Source organism: Streptomyces sp. NPDC008317 (assembly GCF_042955955.1).
Classification (GTDB): domain Bacteria; phylum Actinomycetota; class Actinomycetes; order Streptomycetales; family Streptomycetaceae; genus Actinacidiphila.
This window is the reverse complement of sequence record NZ_JBIBFQ010000002.1, coordinates 59,841-75,783: the sequence shown is the minus strand read 5'-3', so window position 1 is coordinate 75,783 and position 15,943 is coordinate 59,841. Positions and strand designations below refer to the sequence as shown.

The 15,943-nt window shown below is 74.6% G+C and carries 10 protein-coding genes and 1 pseudogene; all 11 read right to left on the bottom strand.

The features are described from left to right. Positions 1 to 25 precede the first annotated feature (25 nt). The 11 genes and pseudogenes from cobC to cobN all read right to left on the bottom strand — a co-directional run bounded on the left by cobC (position 26) and on the right by cobN (position 15,770). Entirely contained in the window at positions 26 to 1,171 is a 1,146-nt protein-coding gene (gene cobC, locus ACFY9V_RS05445) for an Rv2231c family pyridoxal phosphate-dependent protein CobC (RefSeq protein WP_391159660.1), read from the bottom strand. Continuing rightward, positions 1,155 to 2,051, bottom strand: coding sequence for a CbiX/SirB N-terminal domain-containing protein (locus tag ACFY9V_RS05440; protein ID WP_391159658.1), 897 nt, complete (start codon positions 2,049 to 2,051; stop codon positions 1,155 to 1,157). The genes cobC and ACFY9V_RS05440 overlap by 17 nt, the downstream gene beginning before the upstream one ends. Continuing rightward, positions 2,048 to 2,713, bottom strand: coding sequence for a precorrin-8X methylmutase (locus tag ACFY9V_RS05435; RefSeq protein WP_391159656.1), 666 nt, complete (start codon positions 2,711 to 2,713; stop codon positions 2,048 to 2,050). The genes ACFY9V_RS05440 and ACFY9V_RS05435 overlap by 4 nt, the downstream gene beginning before the upstream one ends. Positions 2,714 to 2,777: 64 nt before the next feature. Further along, a complete protein-coding gene (cobJ, locus tag ACFY9V_RS05430) occupies positions 2,778 to 4,730 on the bottom strand; it encodes a precorrin-3B C(17)-methyltransferase (protein ID WP_391159655.1) in 1,953 nt (650 codons plus the stop codon). After that, a complete protein-coding gene (cbiE, locus tag ACFY9V_RS05425; RefSeq protein ID WP_391160568.1) occupies positions 4,727 to 5,971 on the bottom strand; it encodes a precorrin-6y C5,15-methyltransferase (decarboxylating) subunit CbiE in 1,245 nt (414 codons plus the stop codon). Before cbiE ends, cobJ begins: the two co-directional genes overlap by 4 nt. 82 nt (positions 5,972 to 6,053) lie before the next feature. Beyond that, positions 6,054 to 6,875, bottom strand: a pseudogene (gene cobM, locus ACFY9V_RS05420) (precorrin-4 C(11)-methyltransferase); the annotation flags it as partial. Next, a complete protein-coding gene (cobI, locus tag ACFY9V_RS05415) occupies positions 6,872 to 7,615 on the bottom strand; it encodes a precorrin-2 C(20)-methyltransferase (RefSeq protein ID WP_391159653.1) in 744 nt (247 codons plus the stop codon). The gene cobI and the pseudogene cobM, both read right to left, overlap by 4 nt. After that, entirely contained in the window at positions 7,612 to 9,060 is a 1,449-nt protein-coding gene (locus ACFY9V_RS05410) for a cobyrinate a,c-diamide synthase (protein WP_391159651.1), read from the bottom strand. The genes cobI and ACFY9V_RS05410 overlap by 4 nt, the downstream gene beginning before the upstream one ends. Next, complete coding sequence (cobO, locus tag ACFY9V_RS05405) at positions 9,054 to 9,650, bottom strand: cob(I)yrinic acid a,c-diamide adenosyltransferase (protein WP_355333755.1); 597 nt, start codon at positions 9,648 to 9,650, stop codon at positions 9,054 to 9,056. Before cobO ends, ACFY9V_RS05410 begins: the two co-directional genes overlap by 7 nt. After that, positions 9,650 to 11,761: a putative cobaltochelatase gene (locus ACFY9V_RS05400; RefSeq protein ID WP_391159649.1), complete on the bottom strand. Its 2,112-nt coding sequence runs from the start codon at positions 11,759 to 11,761 to the stop codon at positions 9,650 to 9,652. Before ACFY9V_RS05400 ends, cobO begins: the two co-directional genes overlap by 1 nt. A 331-nt stretch (positions 11,762 to 12,092) precedes the next feature. Continuing rightward, positions 12,093 to 15,770, bottom strand: coding sequence for a cobaltochelatase subunit CobN (cobN, locus tag ACFY9V_RS05395; RefSeq protein ID WP_391159647.1), 3,678 nt, complete (start codon positions 15,768 to 15,770; stop codon positions 12,093 to 12,095). Between the last annotated feature and the right edge of the window lie 173 nt (positions 15,771 to 15,943).

Below are 15,943 nucleotides of genomic sequence, written 5' to 3'. Positions count from 1 at the left end.
GACCGGCCGGTTGAGCGCCCTGCTCTCAGGCCATGGCCGTGGCCAGGGCGTTCGCGAAGCCGTCCGTCGTACGGCGGTCGCGCACGGCGATCCGCAGCCAGTCGGGTCCGAGGCCGGGGAAGGTGTCGGCGCGCCGGACCGCGTAGCCCATCTCCCTCAGGCGGAGCCGGACGTCGGCCGCTCCGGGCAGGCGCAGCAGGACGAAGGGACCGGCGGGCGCGTCGCCCGCGACCTCGACTCCGGGGAGTGCGGCCAGCCGGTCCAGCAGGTAGGCGCGGTCGCCGACCACGGTACGGGCCGCCTCCGCCGCCTCGGCGAGCGCGTCCGGCTCCACGCAGGCAACGGCCGCCGCCAGCGCGGGAGTCGACACCGCCCACAGCGGCTGTGCGCTCTCCAGCGCGCCGACCGTGTCCGCGTCGCCGAGCACGTAGCCGATCCGCAGTCCGGCCAGGCCCCAGGTCTTGGTCAGGCTGCGCAGGACGAGGAGCCCCGGCACGTCCCGGCACCCGGCCAGCGACTCGCTCTCGCCCGGCACCGCGTCCATGAACGCCTCGTCCACCACCAGCGTGCGCCCCGGACGGGCCAACTCCCGTATCAGCGCGGCCGGATGGAGGACGGACGTCGGGTTGGTCGGATTGCCGACCACCACCAGATCCGCCTCCGGCGGGACCGCCGCCGGGTCGAGCCGGAAGCCGTCGGACGCGGACAACAGGACCCGCCGCACCTCGTGCCCGGCCGCCCGCAGCGCCGCCTCGGGTTCGGTGAACTGCGGGTGCACCACAACGGTGTGACGTGGTGTCAACGCCCGCGCGAGCAGCACGAACGCCTCCGCCGCTCCGGCCGTCACCAGCACCTCGGCGTCCGGCCGCCCGTGGCGTAGGGCCACCGCGTGCCGCGCCGCCCGGCCGTCCGGATATCCGGCGAGGCCGGTCAGCGACCGCGCGACGCGCTCGCGCAGCCAGGGCGGGGGAGTGTTCGCGCGGACGTTGACCGCGAGGTCGATCAGGCCCTCGCCGACCTCGGCGTCACCGTGATGCCGCAAGTCGTAGCCTCCGGCGGCGACTTCGGCGCGGCGGGCGTCCTGGCCGTCGGGGGTGTCGCGGCCGTACGGGTCCGGGCCGCCGCCCGCCGCCGGGTCCGGCACGCGGTCGCGGTCAGTGGGTGTGCGCATGGTGGCCGCTTCCGTGGCTGTGCGACGGGTCGTCGGGGTGGTGGTGCGGCTGCTGCGGCAGCCCGACGCGGTCCTCGAAGCCGGGGAGCTTGACCCGGTACACGCACGAGTCGCAGTTCATCCGCAGGTCGCCCCGTACCGTCTCCCGGTAGCGCTCCATCACCAGCTCCGCCAACTCCGGCTCGGGGCCGATCACGTCGGCGCAGCGCAGCTCCACGTCCGGCGCTTCCCCGGCCCACTCGCGGGCCTGGTCCCGTACCCGGTCCGGCAGCACACCGGTGAACAGGAAGTACGGCAGGACGACGACGCGGCGCGCGCCCAGCTTGCGGCAGCGGTCGAGACCGGCCCGCACCGACGGCTCGGCCAGCGATACGAAGGCCGTCTCCACCCCCGCGTAACCACGGCCCTCCCACAGCAGCCGCGCCACCTTGAACACCTCGGCGTTGGCGTCCGGATCCGTCGAACCCCGGCCCACCAGCAGCACCGTGGTCCCCGCGCGGTCGGCGCCCGCCAGCGCCTCGTCCACGCGCCGCTCCAGGACCGTCAGCAGATTCGGATGCGGCCCGAGCGGGCGGCCGTACGCGAACGACGTCCCCGGATGGCGCCGCTCCTCACGGGCCAGCGCCGCCGGTATGTCGCCCTTGGCGTGCCCGGCCGACACCAGCACCAGCGGAACGGCGGCGAAGTCGCGTACGCCCGCGCCGACCAGCTCCGCCACCGAGTCCGCCAGCGGCGGCGGCGACAGCTCGATGAAGCCGCCGCCGACCGCCAACTCCGGACTGGCCGCGCCCAGTTGCGCCACGAACGAGCGGAAGGCGGCCGCACCGGCCGCGTCGCGTGTGCCGTGGCCGACGAGCAGAAGGGCAGGGGGGTGGGTCACTGGTCGTTCTCCTTGAAGGGATGGTCGGTGAGGTGATGGTCGGTGAGGGGACGGTTGGCGAGGGGACGGTCGGTGAGATGGTGTTCCGCGAGGGGATATTCCGTGTACAACAGGGCGTTGAGCGCCGCGGCGGCCACCGCGGAGCCGCCCTTCTCCGAGACGTTGCTGACCGCGGGCAGCCCCGACGCCCGCAGCCGCGCCTTGCTCTCCGCCGCGCCGACGAAGCCGACCGGCAGCCCGATCACCAACGCGGGCGCCGCGTCCAGGTTCAGCAACTCCTCCAGCGCCGTGGGCGCGCATCCGACCACCCACACCGCGCCCGGCCCGACCTCCGCGTACGCCAGCCGTATCGCGTGCGCGCTGCGCGTCAGTCCCGGCCCGGAGGCCGCGTCCGTGAGCCGGCACACCGAGGACCGTGCCGTGATCCCGGACGCGACCATCTCCACGTCCGCCACGATCGGCGCGCCCGCGTGCAACGCGGCGTGCGCGTAACGGAGTTCCGACTCCTCGCACACCAGGTCCTCCGCGTACCCGAGGTCCGCGCTCGAATGGATCACGCGCTCCACGACGGCCCGTCGCAGCGGCGTCATCCCTGAGGTGTCGAGCCGGGACCGCAGGATGCGGAAGGACTCCTGCTCGATGGGGTGGACCGTACGGTTCACGCGGCTTCTCCTCCGGAGGGGGTGGGGGCGGTCGGGGCTTGTGGGAACGGGTGACGGGGCGCCGTCATGTCTGCCAGCGGTAGCCGCGGGGGGTCACCATGCGGCCGGAGACGATACGGCTGGCGGTGTTGCCGACGGTCACGACCGTCACCATGTCGACCGTGCCGACGTCGAGGTCGGCGAGCGTCGTGACCTCGACCCGCTCGTCCGGGCGGGACGCCGCGTGGACGACGCCGACCGGAGTCAGCGGGGTGCGGTGCTCGGCCAGGACGGACAGCGCCTTGGGCAACTGCCAGGCGCGCCCGCGGCTGCGGGGGTTGTAGAAGGTCACGACCAGGTCGGACTCGGCGGCGGCCCGCACGCGCCGTTCGATCACGTCCCAGGGTGTGTGCAGGTCGGACAGGCTGATCGAGACGTGGTCGTGGCCGAGCGGCGCGCCCAGCAGGGCGGCTGCCGCCAGGGCGGCGGTCACGCCCGGGACGCCGATCACGTCGATGTCGTCGGCCGCCTCCGCCAGCGCGGGGGAGGCCATCGCGTAGACCCCGGCGTCACCGCTCCCGATCAGCGCGACGGCGTGCCCGGCGCGGGCCTCGGCGACGGCGGTGCGGGCCCGTTCCTCCTCCGCGCCGAGCCCCGACTCCAGCACGCGGGTGCCGGGCAGCAGCAGGTCGCGGATCTGGTCGACGTACTGGTCGAGGCCGACGATCACGGACGCGCGGCGCAGTTCCGCCACGGCGCGCGGTGTCACCAGGTCGCGGGCGCCGGGGCCCAGGCCCACCACGGCCAGCCGTCCGCGCGGTCGGCGCCGCGCGATGGCGGCTGTCGCCATCGCCGACTTCCGCTTCTCCACGATCAGTTGGCCGCCGGTCCCGGCGGCCAGGATCGCCGCCGCCTCCGCCACGGACGGTGTCCCGACCGCGGCGAGCGGCGCCGCCGAGGGGTTCGGCACGGCCGTCCTCGCCAGTTCCGCTGCCGCGTACGTCAGCAACGGCACCCCGAACTCCGCCGCCGCGGCCACGATCCCCTCCTCCCCGGCCTTCGCGTCCACCGTCGCCAGGGCGCTCACGCTCTTCTGCGCCAGCCCCGCCTCCGCCAGGGTGCCGCGCACCAGCCCGACCACTTCCTCCCGCCCGACCCCCCGGCTTCCCCCCACCCCCACCACCAACGACGGCGGCCTCACAAACACCGCGACGCCCCCCTCATCTCCCCCCACCACCCGATCCGTCACCCACACCGCATACCCACCCGCGCCCGCCGGACGGGGGACGGCGGTGTTCGGCGGTGCCGAGGTCAGCTCGCGCTGGGCCGGGGGCCCGGGGTGGAGCGTGGACGGCTGGTCCTGCCCGGCCACAGTCCGGGGGCCTTCGGGGGACGACGGTTCCCCTGTATCCGCCGCGTCCGGCGGACGCGGGACGGCGGTGTTCGGCGGTGCCGTGCGGCGCCCGGCCAAGGTCTGGGGGTCTTCGGGGGACGAGGGTTCCCCCGAATGCGCTGGGGTCCACTCTGCCGGGACCACCGTCAGGGGAAAGGCGGGGAGGGGCCAGGTCTGGTCGGTGTGGAGGCGGACGGGGGCGCCGTCGAGGAGGGCGCGGGTGAGGGGGGCCAGGGGCCCGTCCGTGGGGTAGGGGAGGGCGTCGAGCGCGGGGGTGCCGACGGAGTCGGTCGCGGTGGTGATGACGGGAGCGGACCCGAGGACGGAGGAGACGGCGGAGGCCAGAGCGTTGGCGCCGCCACCGTGCCCGCCGAGGAGGGCGACGGCGTGGCGGTGGGCCTCGTCGACGGTGACGACACCGGGATCCTCGGCCTTGCCGCGCAGCAGCGGGGCGAGGAGCCGCACGGCGGCGCCGGTCGCGAGGAAGAGGACGAGCTGGTCGCACTCGGCGAAGGCCGTCGCCACGACGGACCGCAGCGGACGGTCCGCGCCGTCCCCGTACAGCACCGTTCTGCCGGGCCACGCGGCGGCGAGCCGCTCGCATCCGGTGCGCCCCGCCGCGGTGGCGTGGATGAGGCCGATCACGAGAGCTCTCCTTCTTGGGGTGCGGGGCGCCGGGCCCACAGCACGAACACGGGATTCGTCGCGGCCAGCCGCGCCACCTCCCCGGGCAGCGGCGCGAGCCGCGACGACTGGAGCAGGACACCGTCGGGCACCAGCCCGGCGGCCCGCAGGGCACCGCGGACCTCCGCCACCCGGTCCACGGCGGCGAGCGTCACCACGACGGTCCGCCGCGCCCGCCGGGCGCACGCCGCGACGATCGCGGCCAGCTCCCGCCCGCCGCCGCCGACGAAGACGGCGTCGGGGTCGGGCAGTCCGTCGAGCGCTGCGGGCGCGTCCCCGTGCACGACCTGCACGTCCACGCCGTGCGCGACGGCGTTCGCCCGTATCCGCTCGACGCCGTCGGCCGTCTTCTCCACGGCGACCACGGCGGCGCCGAACCGCGCGCACTCCACGGCCACGGACCCGGACCCGGCCCCGACGTCCCACACCAGGTCCCCGGTGCGCGGCCCGAGCCGGGCCAGGGCCAGGGCCCGTACCTCGAACTTGGTGACCATGGAGTCGCGGTGCGCGAACTCCTCCTCGGGCAGCGCCCATTGGGCGGGTGCGGGCGGCGGCCCCGCGACCGTACGGGAGACGTCGGCCCGTTCGCCGAAGGAGTCCGCCGCCAGGCACAGCACCACCGCGACCCCGGCCCCCGACCAGTCCCGTTCGGCGGCCCGCGCGGGCGAGACCCGCTCGACGCGCTCGGCGTCCGTACCGAGCGCGGAGGCGACAACGAGGGTACGGTCCAGGCCGGTACGGGCCAGCGCCGCGCCCAACTCGGCCGGTCCCGCGCCGGGTCCGGTCAGTACGGCCGTTTTGGGATGCGCCCGGCACACATGGACGGCGGTGCGCAGATCGCGTCCGTGCGCGCTGACCACCACCGCGTCGTCCCAGCGCAGCCCGAGCCGGGCGAAGGCCACCGCGACGGACGGGGACGACGGCCGTACGTCGAGCGCCGCCGCGCCGAACCGCGCGCCCAACGCCCGTACGATCCCGAAGAATCCGGGGTCGCCCGAGGCGAGCACGACCACGCGGGCGCCGGGCGCGGCCGCGTACTCCGCGATCGTGTCGAGCGCGGGTGCGAGCGGCCCGAGCACCACGCGCCGTGCCCCGGCGGGCAGTTGGACCGCGTCGAGGTGCCGGGCGGCGCCGACGACCAGATCGGCGGCGCCGACGTCGGGCACCGGGCCGCCCGTACCCACGCCGAGGACGGTGATCACGCCGTCACCCATGGGACTCACGCGGTTCCCCCGAAGCGCGGGACTCCTCCGGCGTACGGGACTCTCCCGGAGCACGGGACTCCCGCAGGGCGCGCCGCGCCACCGGATCGGCCCGCCGGAAACCGTGGAAGTGGCCGGGGTGATAGAGGTGCGAGCGCGTCCCGGAGGCGGCGAGCGCGGGTCCGACCAGGAAGAGCGTGTGCTTCCAGAGCTTGTGCTCCTTGACGGTGGCCTCCATCGTGCCGACCGTGCAGCGCAGCAACAGCTCCTCGGGCCAGGTGACCTGATGGGCGATCAGCACCGGGGTGCCGGTGACGTAGCCGCCCTCCAGCAGCTCGGCGGCGAGCTGCCCGGACCGCGCCGCGGACAGGAACACCGCCATCGTCGTACCGTGCCGGGCGAATTCCCTGACCTCCTCGCCCGGCGGCATCGGCGTCTTGCCGCCGCCCAGCCGGGTCAGGATCACCGACTGCGCGACCTCGGGAATCGTCAACTCCCGCCCGGCCAGGGCCGCGACGGCCGAGAACGACGACACCCCCGGCACGATCTCCACCTCGATGCCGAGCCCCGCGCAGCGGTCCACCTGCTCCTGCGTGCCGCCCCACAGCGCCGGATCGCCCGAGTGGATCCGCGCCACCCGCAGCCCCTCGCGCAGCGCCCGCTCGTACACCGCGACCACGTCCTCCAGCGACATCGCCGCCGAGTCCAGGATCTCCGCGCCGTCGCGGGCGTGCCGCAGCACCTCGGCCTGCACCAGGCTCGCCGCCCAGATGACGACGTCCGCCTCCGCGATGGCCCGCGCCGCCCGGAAGGTCAGCAGATCCGCCGCGCCGGGGCCCGCGCCGACGATCGTCACCTTCGCGCCGCTTGCGGCGCCCGTCCTCGGTTCCGTCGCGCCGCTCACAGCTTTCCTCCCCGGCCGCCGTCGCGCCGCGCGGGCGCGATCAGCGTCGACAGGTACGGCAGCGCGCCGTCCCGCAGCCCCTCCGCCAACTCCTTGGCGGGCCTGATGGATTCACCGGGCAGCCCCAGCGAACTGCCCCACACCGCGCCCTCGGTCCTGCCGGTCTCCCGCAGCGCCGTCGCCACTTCCCCGGCCAGCCGCCCGAATTTGTACGCCACCACCGTGCCGGGCCCCTCCAGCGCCGCCCGCAGCACCGCGGCCCCCGCCGTCACCGGCACCAGCGTCAACGGCTCGGTCCCCTCGGTGAGTACGGCCCCGCTGCGCGCCGCCAGATCCTGCATCGCCGTGATGCCGGGCACCGTCTCGATCCGCACCCCGGCCACCGACTCCGTTACCGTCTGCGCCAGATACGTGAACGTCGAGTACACATTCGGGTCGCCGATCGTCGCGAAGGCCACCGTCCCGTGCTCCCGCAGGAGTTCGGCCACCCGCGCGCCCGCCGCGTCCCACGCCGCCTCCCGCCGCGCCCGGTCGGTCCGCTCGTTCAGCGCGAACACCACCCGGACGATCCGCGCCGCGTCCACGTAGTGCAGTACGGTCGCCTCCGCCCGTCCCCGCTCGCCCGTGTCGAGTACCGGTACGACGACCACGGCCGCCGCCCGCAGCGCGTTCACTCCCTTGACGGTCACCAGCTCCGGGTCGCCGGGGCCCACCCCGACTCCGGTCAGCAGCGCGGTCATTCGGCACACCTCTCTACGAAGCGCCGCGCCAGTGACGGCTCGGCGGCCCAGTGCACATGCAGATACGAGGCATGCACGTTCTTCTCCACGAAGCCGTCGACCCTGCGGGCGGCTTCTCCCGTGAAACCCCAGGCCGGGGTGGCGCCCGCGCCCGGCTCCACGCGGGTCCTGTGGAACTCGTGGCCCCGCAGGCGGGTGCCGGCCGCCGCCAGCACGCTGTCGCTCAACGCGACGGCCTCGCGGTAGCCCAGCGTCAGGCGGTCGGTCATCGTGGCCGTGGCGTTCAGCACCCCGCACATCGGGGCGCCGTCCAACTCCCTTGTCAGATAGAGGAGTCCGGCGCACTCCGCCGCGATCGGGCCTTCGAAGGCGGCGACCGCCTCGCGCAGCCGTTCGTTCGCCGACAGGTCGGCGGCGTGCATCTCGGGGAAGCCGCCGCCGAGGATCACGCCGCGCGTACCCTCCGGCAGCTCCTCGTCCCGCAGCGGGTCGAACCCCACGACCTCCGCCCCCGCCGCCCGCAGCAGCTCCGCCTGCTCCTCGTACCCGAACGTGAACGCCGCCCCACCCGCGACAGCCACCACGGCGCCCCTCCCCGAAGCCGAGCCCGCCCCCCCGGCCCCACCCGCGGCGGCAGCCGGGGGAGGGGCCGGGGCGGAGCCACGGTTTCGGGGAGGGGCGGGGTGGGGGAAAGCGGCGCCGCAGGCCGCCAGCTCGGACAGCGGGTCCCAGGCGGTGCCCGGCAGGTCCGGGGCGCTGCGCGCCAGGGAGAGGAGCGCGGGCAGATCGCAGGCACCGCGCACGAGCGCGGCGAGCTCACGGACCCACCCCACGGCGTCACCCCGCCGCTCGGCGACAGGAATGAGCCCGAGGTGCCGGGACGGCACATGAAGCAGCGGCGCGCGCCGCAGCACACCGAGCACGGGCACCCCGGACTCGTCGAGCGCGGCCCGCAAAAGGGCCTCGTGCCGATCGGAAGCGACCTGATTGAGAACGACCCCGCCGATCCGCACCTCGGGATCCCAGGAGGCGAAGCCATGGACGAGCGCGGCGACGGACCGCGACTGCGCGCCGGCGTCCACGACGAGAACCACCGGCGCCCGGAGAATCTTGGCGACCTGCGCGGTGGAGCCCAGCTCACCGCGCCCCGCGGCACCGTCGAAGAGCCCCATGACGCCCTCGACGACGGCGAGTTCGCACCCGGCGGCGCCGTGCGCGAAGAGCGGGACGACACGGTCGGGCCCGCACAGAAAGGGATCGAGGTTGCGGCCGGGCCGCCCGGCGGCGAGCGAGTGGTAGCCGGGATCGATGTAGTCGGGCCCGACCTTGTGCGGGGACACGGCGAGCCCGGCCTCGGCGAACGCGGCCAACAGCCCGGTGGCGACGGTGGTCTTGCCGCTGCCGGAGGCGGGCGCGGCCACCACGAGGCGCGGGACGTTCACCACTCGATGCCCCTCTGCCCCTTCTGCCCGGCGTCCATGGGGTGCTTGACCTTGGACATGTCGGTGACGAGGTCGGCGGCGTCGACCAGCGCGGGCGGCGCGTTGCGGCCGGTGATGACGACGTGCTGGGCGCCGGGCCGGTCGCGGAGCACGGCGACGACCTCGTCGGTGTCGACCCACCCCCAGTGCATGGGGTACGCGAACTCGTCCAGCACGTAGAGCCGGTACGTCTCGGCGGCCAGGTCCCGCTTGACCTGCTCCCAGCCCTCGCGGGCCGCGTCCTCGCTGGACTCCAGGGACCGCTGCACCCAGGACCAGCCCTCGCCCATCTTGTGCCAGGCGACGGTCCCGCCCTCGCCGGAGTCGCCGAGCACGCGCAGCGCCCGCTCCTCGCCGACCTTCCACTTGGCGGACTTGACGAATTGGAACACCCCGACCGGCCAGCCCTGGTTCCAGGCGCGCAGCGCGAGACCGAAGGCGGCGGTCGACTTCCCCTTGCCGACGCCGGTGTGCACGATCGTCAGCGGCCGGTTCCTGCGCTGACGGGTCGTCAAACCGTCGTCGGGTACGGCACTCGGCTGCCCCTGCGGCATTACGCGGCCCTCCGTACGTCGTTGACGAGCGCGGACACCGTGTCGGCGCGCAGTTCCTCCAGCGTCACCGCGACGCCGCCCAACTCCTGTGCCAGCGCGCCCGCGAGGCCGAGCCTGACCGGGCCCGACTCGCAGTCCACGACCACCGAGGCGGTGCCTTCTGCGGCCAGCAGTCGGGCCGCCCGCCCGGCGAGCGCCATCGGTTCCAGACCGCTCTTGACCGTGCTGCCCGCCGCCGCCCGGCTGCCGGTCGCCCGGCCGTCCGTCACCACGATCAGCAGCGGGCGCCGCGTGGCGTCCCGCAACCGCTCCACGCGCAGCACCTCACGCGCCTTGAGCAGCCCGGCGGCCAGCGGCGTACGCCCACCGGTCGGCAGCTTCTCCAGCCGGGCCGCGCCCGCCTCGACCGACGACGTCGGCGGCAGCACGAGGTCGGCGTCCGCGCCGCGGAAGGTGACCAGACCGACCTTGTCGCGCCGCTGGTACGCGTCCAGCAGCAGCGACAGCACCGCGCCCTTGACCGCGGTCATCCGCTCCCGCGCCGCCATCGAGCCGGACGCGTCCACCACGAACAGCACGAGATTGCCCTCGCGGCCCTCCCTGACCGCCTGCCGCAGATCGTCCCGGCGGATCACGAGCCCCGCGCCCGACCGGCCGCGCGCCCGCTGGTACGGGGCCGCCGCCTGCACGGTGGCCGCCAGATGCAGCTTGCCCAGCGAGCCGCGCGGGCGCCTGGCGGAGGTCGTCCTGCCGTGCGCCGTACGGGCTCTGGACCTGCGCCCGGCCGCGCCCTCGCCGATGCCCGGCACATCGAAGTGCCGCGTCCTGTACGGGTCCCCGGCGCCGACCGCCGAGCGCTCGCCCTTGGGCCCGGAGCCGTCGCCCGCGCTGTCGCCCGCACCCGCGCTCGCGGCGGGGGAGTCCTGGCCCGCGGGCGCGTCCTGCTCGCCGCCGGGCTGTTCCCGAGAGCCGCCCTGCGGGCCGCCCTCCGGCTCCCGAGGCCCGGACGGCCCGCCGCCGGGGCCGTCCGGGTCGGTGTCCGGGTCGTCGTCCCCCTCGCCGTCCCGCCCCTCGCCCTGCTCTCCCTCTCCCTCGCCGGCCCCGCGCTCCCGCTCCAGCGTCTCGTCCAGCTTGTCCTCGTCGAGGCCGGGCGCGTCAAAGGGGTTGCGACGCCGCCGGTGGGGCAGCGCCAACAGCGCGGCCTGCCGTACGTCCTCGGCGAGGACGACCGTGCGGCCCGCCCACGCGGCCAGCGCCGTCGCCGTACGCGCCATGACGATGTCCGCGCGCATCCCGTCCACCTCGAACGCCGCGCACGTCGCCGCGATCTGCCGCAGCGCGCCGTCGCCCAGGCGCACCGACGGCAGCAACCGCCGCGCGGCGGCTATCCGTTCACGCACCGCCTGCTCGTCGGCCGCCCAACGCGCCCCGAAACCGGCCGGATCCGCGTCGTACGCCAGCCGCCGCCTGACCACCTCGACGCGCTCGTCGGTCTCCCGCGAGGCCGCGACCTCGACCGTCAGGCCGAACCGGTCGAGCAACTGCGGGCGCAGCTCGCCCTCTTCCGGGTTCATCGTGCCGACCAGCAGGAAGCGGGCCGCGTGCCGGACGGAGACGCCTTCGCGCTCCACGTAGCTCGCGCCCATCGCCGCCGCGTCCAGCAGCAGGTCCACCAAGTGGTCGTGGAGCAGATTCACCTCGTCCACGTACAGCACGCCGCGGTGCGCCGCCGCCAACAGGCCCGGCTCGTACGCCTTCACGCCCTCCGACAGGGCGCGCTCGATGTCCAGCGCGCCCACCAGTCGGTCCTCGCTCGCGCCGACCGGCAGCTCAACCACCCGCGCCGCGCGCGCCGTTCCCCCGCCCGCCTCATGCGGGCCGTCCGGGCACTGCGGGTCCGGGGCCGCCGGGTCGCAGGAGAACCTGCACCCCTGCACCACCGGTACGTCCGGCAGCAGTGTCGACAGCGCCCGCACCGCGGTGCTCTTCGCGGTGCCCTTCTCCCCCCTGACCAGCACCCCGCCCACCGCCGGGCTCACGGCGTTCAACAGCAGCGCCAACCGCAGGTCTTCCTGGCCCACCAGGGCCGTGAACGGATACGGCGTACTCACGATGCCTCCTCGTACGTGCACATGCGGTTCGCTGACATCTCTCCCCCCACCCCGCCCCTCCCCGAAGCCCTCAATCGCCGGGCGGGCAGGGGAGTTGGGGTGGGGTGCGCGCGGGCGGCTTCCGCCTCCGGCGGGTGGGCGGTGGGTGCTGTGCATGCCTCGGCGGGTTCCGGCTGCGGTCGCCGGGCGGGCTGGGGAATGCTGAGAGGGGTGCGGCACGACGAGCCTGTCCGGCGATTGAGGACAGGGGGGACGGGGGCTTGCCGCCGGTTTCGGGGAGGGGCGGGGTGGGGGAGAAGGCCCACCGCAGGCGTAGCGGTGGCGGTGGGGGTCACGCGTCGCCCTCCAGGTCACCCTCGAGGTCGAGATAGGTGGAGCGCAGGCGCTCCAGGGTCTCGGGGTCGGGGGCGGACCACAGCCCCCGCTCGGCCGCTTCGAGCAGCCGCTCCGAAATCCCCCGCAGAGCCCAGGGATTGGACTTCCGCATGAATTCCTGGTTCTCCGCGTCGAAGACATACTCGGTGGCGAGCTTCTCGTACATCCAGTCGTCCACCACCCCCGCCGTGGCGTCGTACCCGAAGAGATAATCGACGGTCGCCGCCATCTCGAAAGCCCCCTTGTACCCGTGCCGCCGCATCGCGGCCATCCAGCGGGGATTGACGACCCGCGCCCGGAACACCCGGTGCGTCTCCTCACCGAGGGTCCGCGTGCGGACCTGGTCCGTGAGCGCGGAGTCGCCGACATAGGCCCGCGGGGAGTCGCCGGTCAGATGCCGGACCATGGCGACCATGCCCCCGTGGTACTGGAAGTAGTCGTCGGCGTCGACAAGGTCGTGCTCACGGGTGTCGACGTTCTTGGCGGCGACCTGGATACGGCGGAAGGCGGCCTCCATGTCACCGCGGGCGGCCCGCCCGTCGAGACCGCGGCCGTAGGCGTAACCGCCCCAGACGGCGTAGACCTCGGCGAGGTCGGCGTCGGAACGCCAGTTGCGGGCGTCGATCAGCGGCAGCAGCCCGGCCCCGTAGGCACCGGGCTTGGAGCCGAAGATGCGGGCGGTGGCGCGCCGCCGGTCCCCGTGCTCGGCGAAGTCCTCGTCGGCGTGGGCGCGTACGTAGTTGACGTCGGCGGGCTCGTCCAACTCCGCGACGGCCCGCACCGCGTCGTCCACGAGGGCGACGACGTGCGGAAAGGCGTCGCGGAAGAAGCCGGAGATGCGGACGGTGACGTCGATCCGGGGCCGCCCCAACTCCTCCGCGCCGACGACCTCGAAGCCGGTGACCCGCCGGGACGCGTCGTCCCACAGCGGACGGCAGCCGAGCAGCGCCAGGATCTCGGCGATGTCGTCGCCCTGGGTGCGCATGCACGACGTGCCCCACACGGTGAGGCCCACGGACTGCGGATACGCGCCGGTGTCGGCGAGGTGCCGGGCCAGCAGCGAGTCGGCGAGCGCCGTGCCGACGTCCCAAGCGAGCCTGGACGGAATGGCCTTGGGGTCGACGGAGTAGAAATTGCGGCCGGTCGGCAGGACGTTGACCAGGCCGCGGGTCGGCGACCCGGAAGGCCCGGCCGGTACGTAACCGCCGCGCAGCGCCCGCAGGATGTGGTCGATCTCGTCGGTCGTACGGGCCAGGCGCGGCACGACCTCGCGGGCGGCGAATTCCAACACCCGTACCGCGTCCGGCACTTCGTGGTCGCCCAGCACCTGCGCGACCACCCCGGCGGCGGCGTCACGGTGCCAGGCGGCGGCCTCCATCGCCTCCGCGAGCCGCCGCGCGAGCTGCTCCAGCAGGTCGACGGCGTCGGAGGCGGTCCGCGCGGGGCCGGCCGCGAGCGAGGTGAGCGCGGACGGCAGCTCCACGCGGGCGCCGGGCTCGGCGAGCAGCGTCTTCTCCACCAGGCCGAAGGAGAGCGCGAGCGCGGCCCGCAGCCCCGGCAGCGCGCCGCCGACCCCGCCCCACACCTGCGCGGAGCGCAGCACGGCGAGGACCAGATTGGTCCTGGCCTCGCCGACCGGGCCGCCGCCCAGGATGTGCAGACCGTCCCTGATCTGCACGTCCTTGATCTCGCAGAGCCAGCCGTCGACATGCAGCACGAAGTCGTTGAAGTCGTCCTCCTCCGGCTGCTCGTCCACGTGCAGGTCGTGGTGGAGTTCGGCGGCGCGCACCAGGGTCCAGATCTGGCTGCGGACCGCCGGGGCCTTGGCCGGGTCGAGATCGTTCACCAGGGCGTACTCGTCGAGGAGTTGCTCCAGCTTCGCCAGGTCGCCGTACGTGTCGGCGCGGGCCATCGGCGGCACGAGGTGGTCCACGACGGTGGCGTGGCCGCGCCGCTTGGCCTGGGTGCCCTCGCCGGGGTCGTTGACGATGAAGGGGTAGACCAGGGGGAGTTCGCCGAGGACGGCGTCCGGCGCGCAGCCCGCCGACAGCCCGAGGCCCTTGCCGGGCAGCCACTCCATCGTGCCGTGCTTGCCCAGGTGCACGATCGCGTCGGCGCCGAAACCGCCCTCGGCGGTCGCCGTCTCCAGCCAGCGGTACGCGGCCATGTAGTGGTGGGACGGCGGCATGTCGGGGTCGTGGTAGATCGCGATCGGGTTCTCGCCGAAGCCGCGCGGCGGCTGGATCATGATGACGACATTGCCGAACCGCAGGGACGCCAGCACGATGTCGTCGCCGTCGAGGTAGAGGGAGCCCGGCGGCTCGCCCCAGTGCTCCAGCATCCCGGCCCGCAGGTCGGCGTCGAGCGTCGCGAACCACTTCTCGTAGTCGGCCAGCGGCACGCGCGCGGGCGCCGCCGAGAGCTGATCCTCCGTCAGCCACTCCACGTCGTGACCGCCAGCCGCGATCAGCCGGTGGATCAACTCGTCGCCCCCGGAAGGGTATTCACCGGTCACGTATCCCGCCTCGCGCAGCGCGTCCAGCAGCCGTACGGCGGAGGCGGGGGTGTCGAGGCCGACCGCGTTGCCGACCCGGGAGTGCTTGGTCGGGTAGGCGGTGAAGACCAGCGCGAGCCGCTTGTCGGCGTTCGCCTTGTACTTCAGCGCCGCGTGCCGGACCGCGATACCGGCGACCCGCGCCGCCCGCTCCGGATCGGCCGCGTAGACCGGCACGTCGCCCTCGCCGGTCTCCTTGAACGAGAACGGCACGGTGATCAGCCGCCCGTCGAATTCGGGTATCGCCACCTGCATCGCCGCGTCCATCGGCGTCAGCGCCGCGTCCGACCCCAGCCACGCCTCGCGCGACGAGGTCAGGCACAGGCCCTGGAGCACCGGCACGTCCAGGTCCGCCAACGCGCCGATGTCCCACGCCTCGTCGTCCCCGCCCGCCGTCGCCTCGGACGCGACGGTGCCGCCCGCCGCCAGCACGGTCGCCACGATCGCGTCGGCCCGCCCGAGCAGCGCGTACAGCCCCTCGTCGGCGCTGCGCAGCGAACCGCAGTACACCGGAAGGGCGTTGGCGCCCTTCGCCTCGACCGCCGCGCACAGCGTGTCCACGAACGCGGTGTTCCCCGACAGTTCGTGCGCCCGGTAGAAGAGGACGGCGACGGTAGGCAGCGCCTCGTCGTACGCGTACGCGCCGTGCACGCCGTACTCGGGCATCCGGCGCGGCGCCTCGAAGCCCTCGCCGCTCATCAGCACCGTGTCGGACAGGAAGCGGGCCAGCTCCGTCAGATTCTCCGGGCCGCCCTCGACCAGATAGCGCAGCGCCTCCGCGACGACACCCGCGGGGACCGACGACAGCGCCATCAGCTCCGCGTCCGGCACCGACTCGCCGCCCAGCAGCACCGTCGGCACCCCGGAGGCCGCGAGCGCCGCGAGCCCCTCCTCCCAGACCCGTCGGCCGCCGAGCAGCCGGACCACCGCGATGTCCACGCCGTCCAGCAGCGCGGGCAGTTCGGCCGCCGGATCGACGCGGGAGGGGTTGCCGATCCGGTAGGAGACGGCGGACGAGTCGGCGGCGCGGGCCGCCAACAGGTCGGTGTCGGCGGTGGACAGCAGCAGAACGGTGCTCACGTGTGCCCCATCGTCATCGTCACGTCCCGTTCCCCGGCGGGGGAACGGGTGGGTCTGCGGCCGGCCGGCCGCCCCGGAGAAGTCCTTACGGGTGCCGCCCCGGCCGTCGTTCCTGCCGTTGCTCCGGCTGTTGTCCTGGCCGTCGTCCCGGCTGTTGCCCCGGCCGTCGTCCC

Coding starts and splice junctions, on each gene's coding strand:
- cobI (WP_391159653.1), bottom strand. CDS start 7,615: ATGACCGCGCTGCTGACCGGAGTCGGGGTGGGCCCCGGCGACCCGGAG.
- cobO (WP_355333755.1), bottom strand. CDS start 9,650: ATGCCGCAGGGGCAGCCGAGTGCCGTACCCGACGACGGTTTGACGACC.
- cobC (WP_391159660.1), bottom strand. CDS start 1,171: ATGCGCACACCCACTGACCGCGACCGCGTGCCGGACCCGGCGGCGGGC.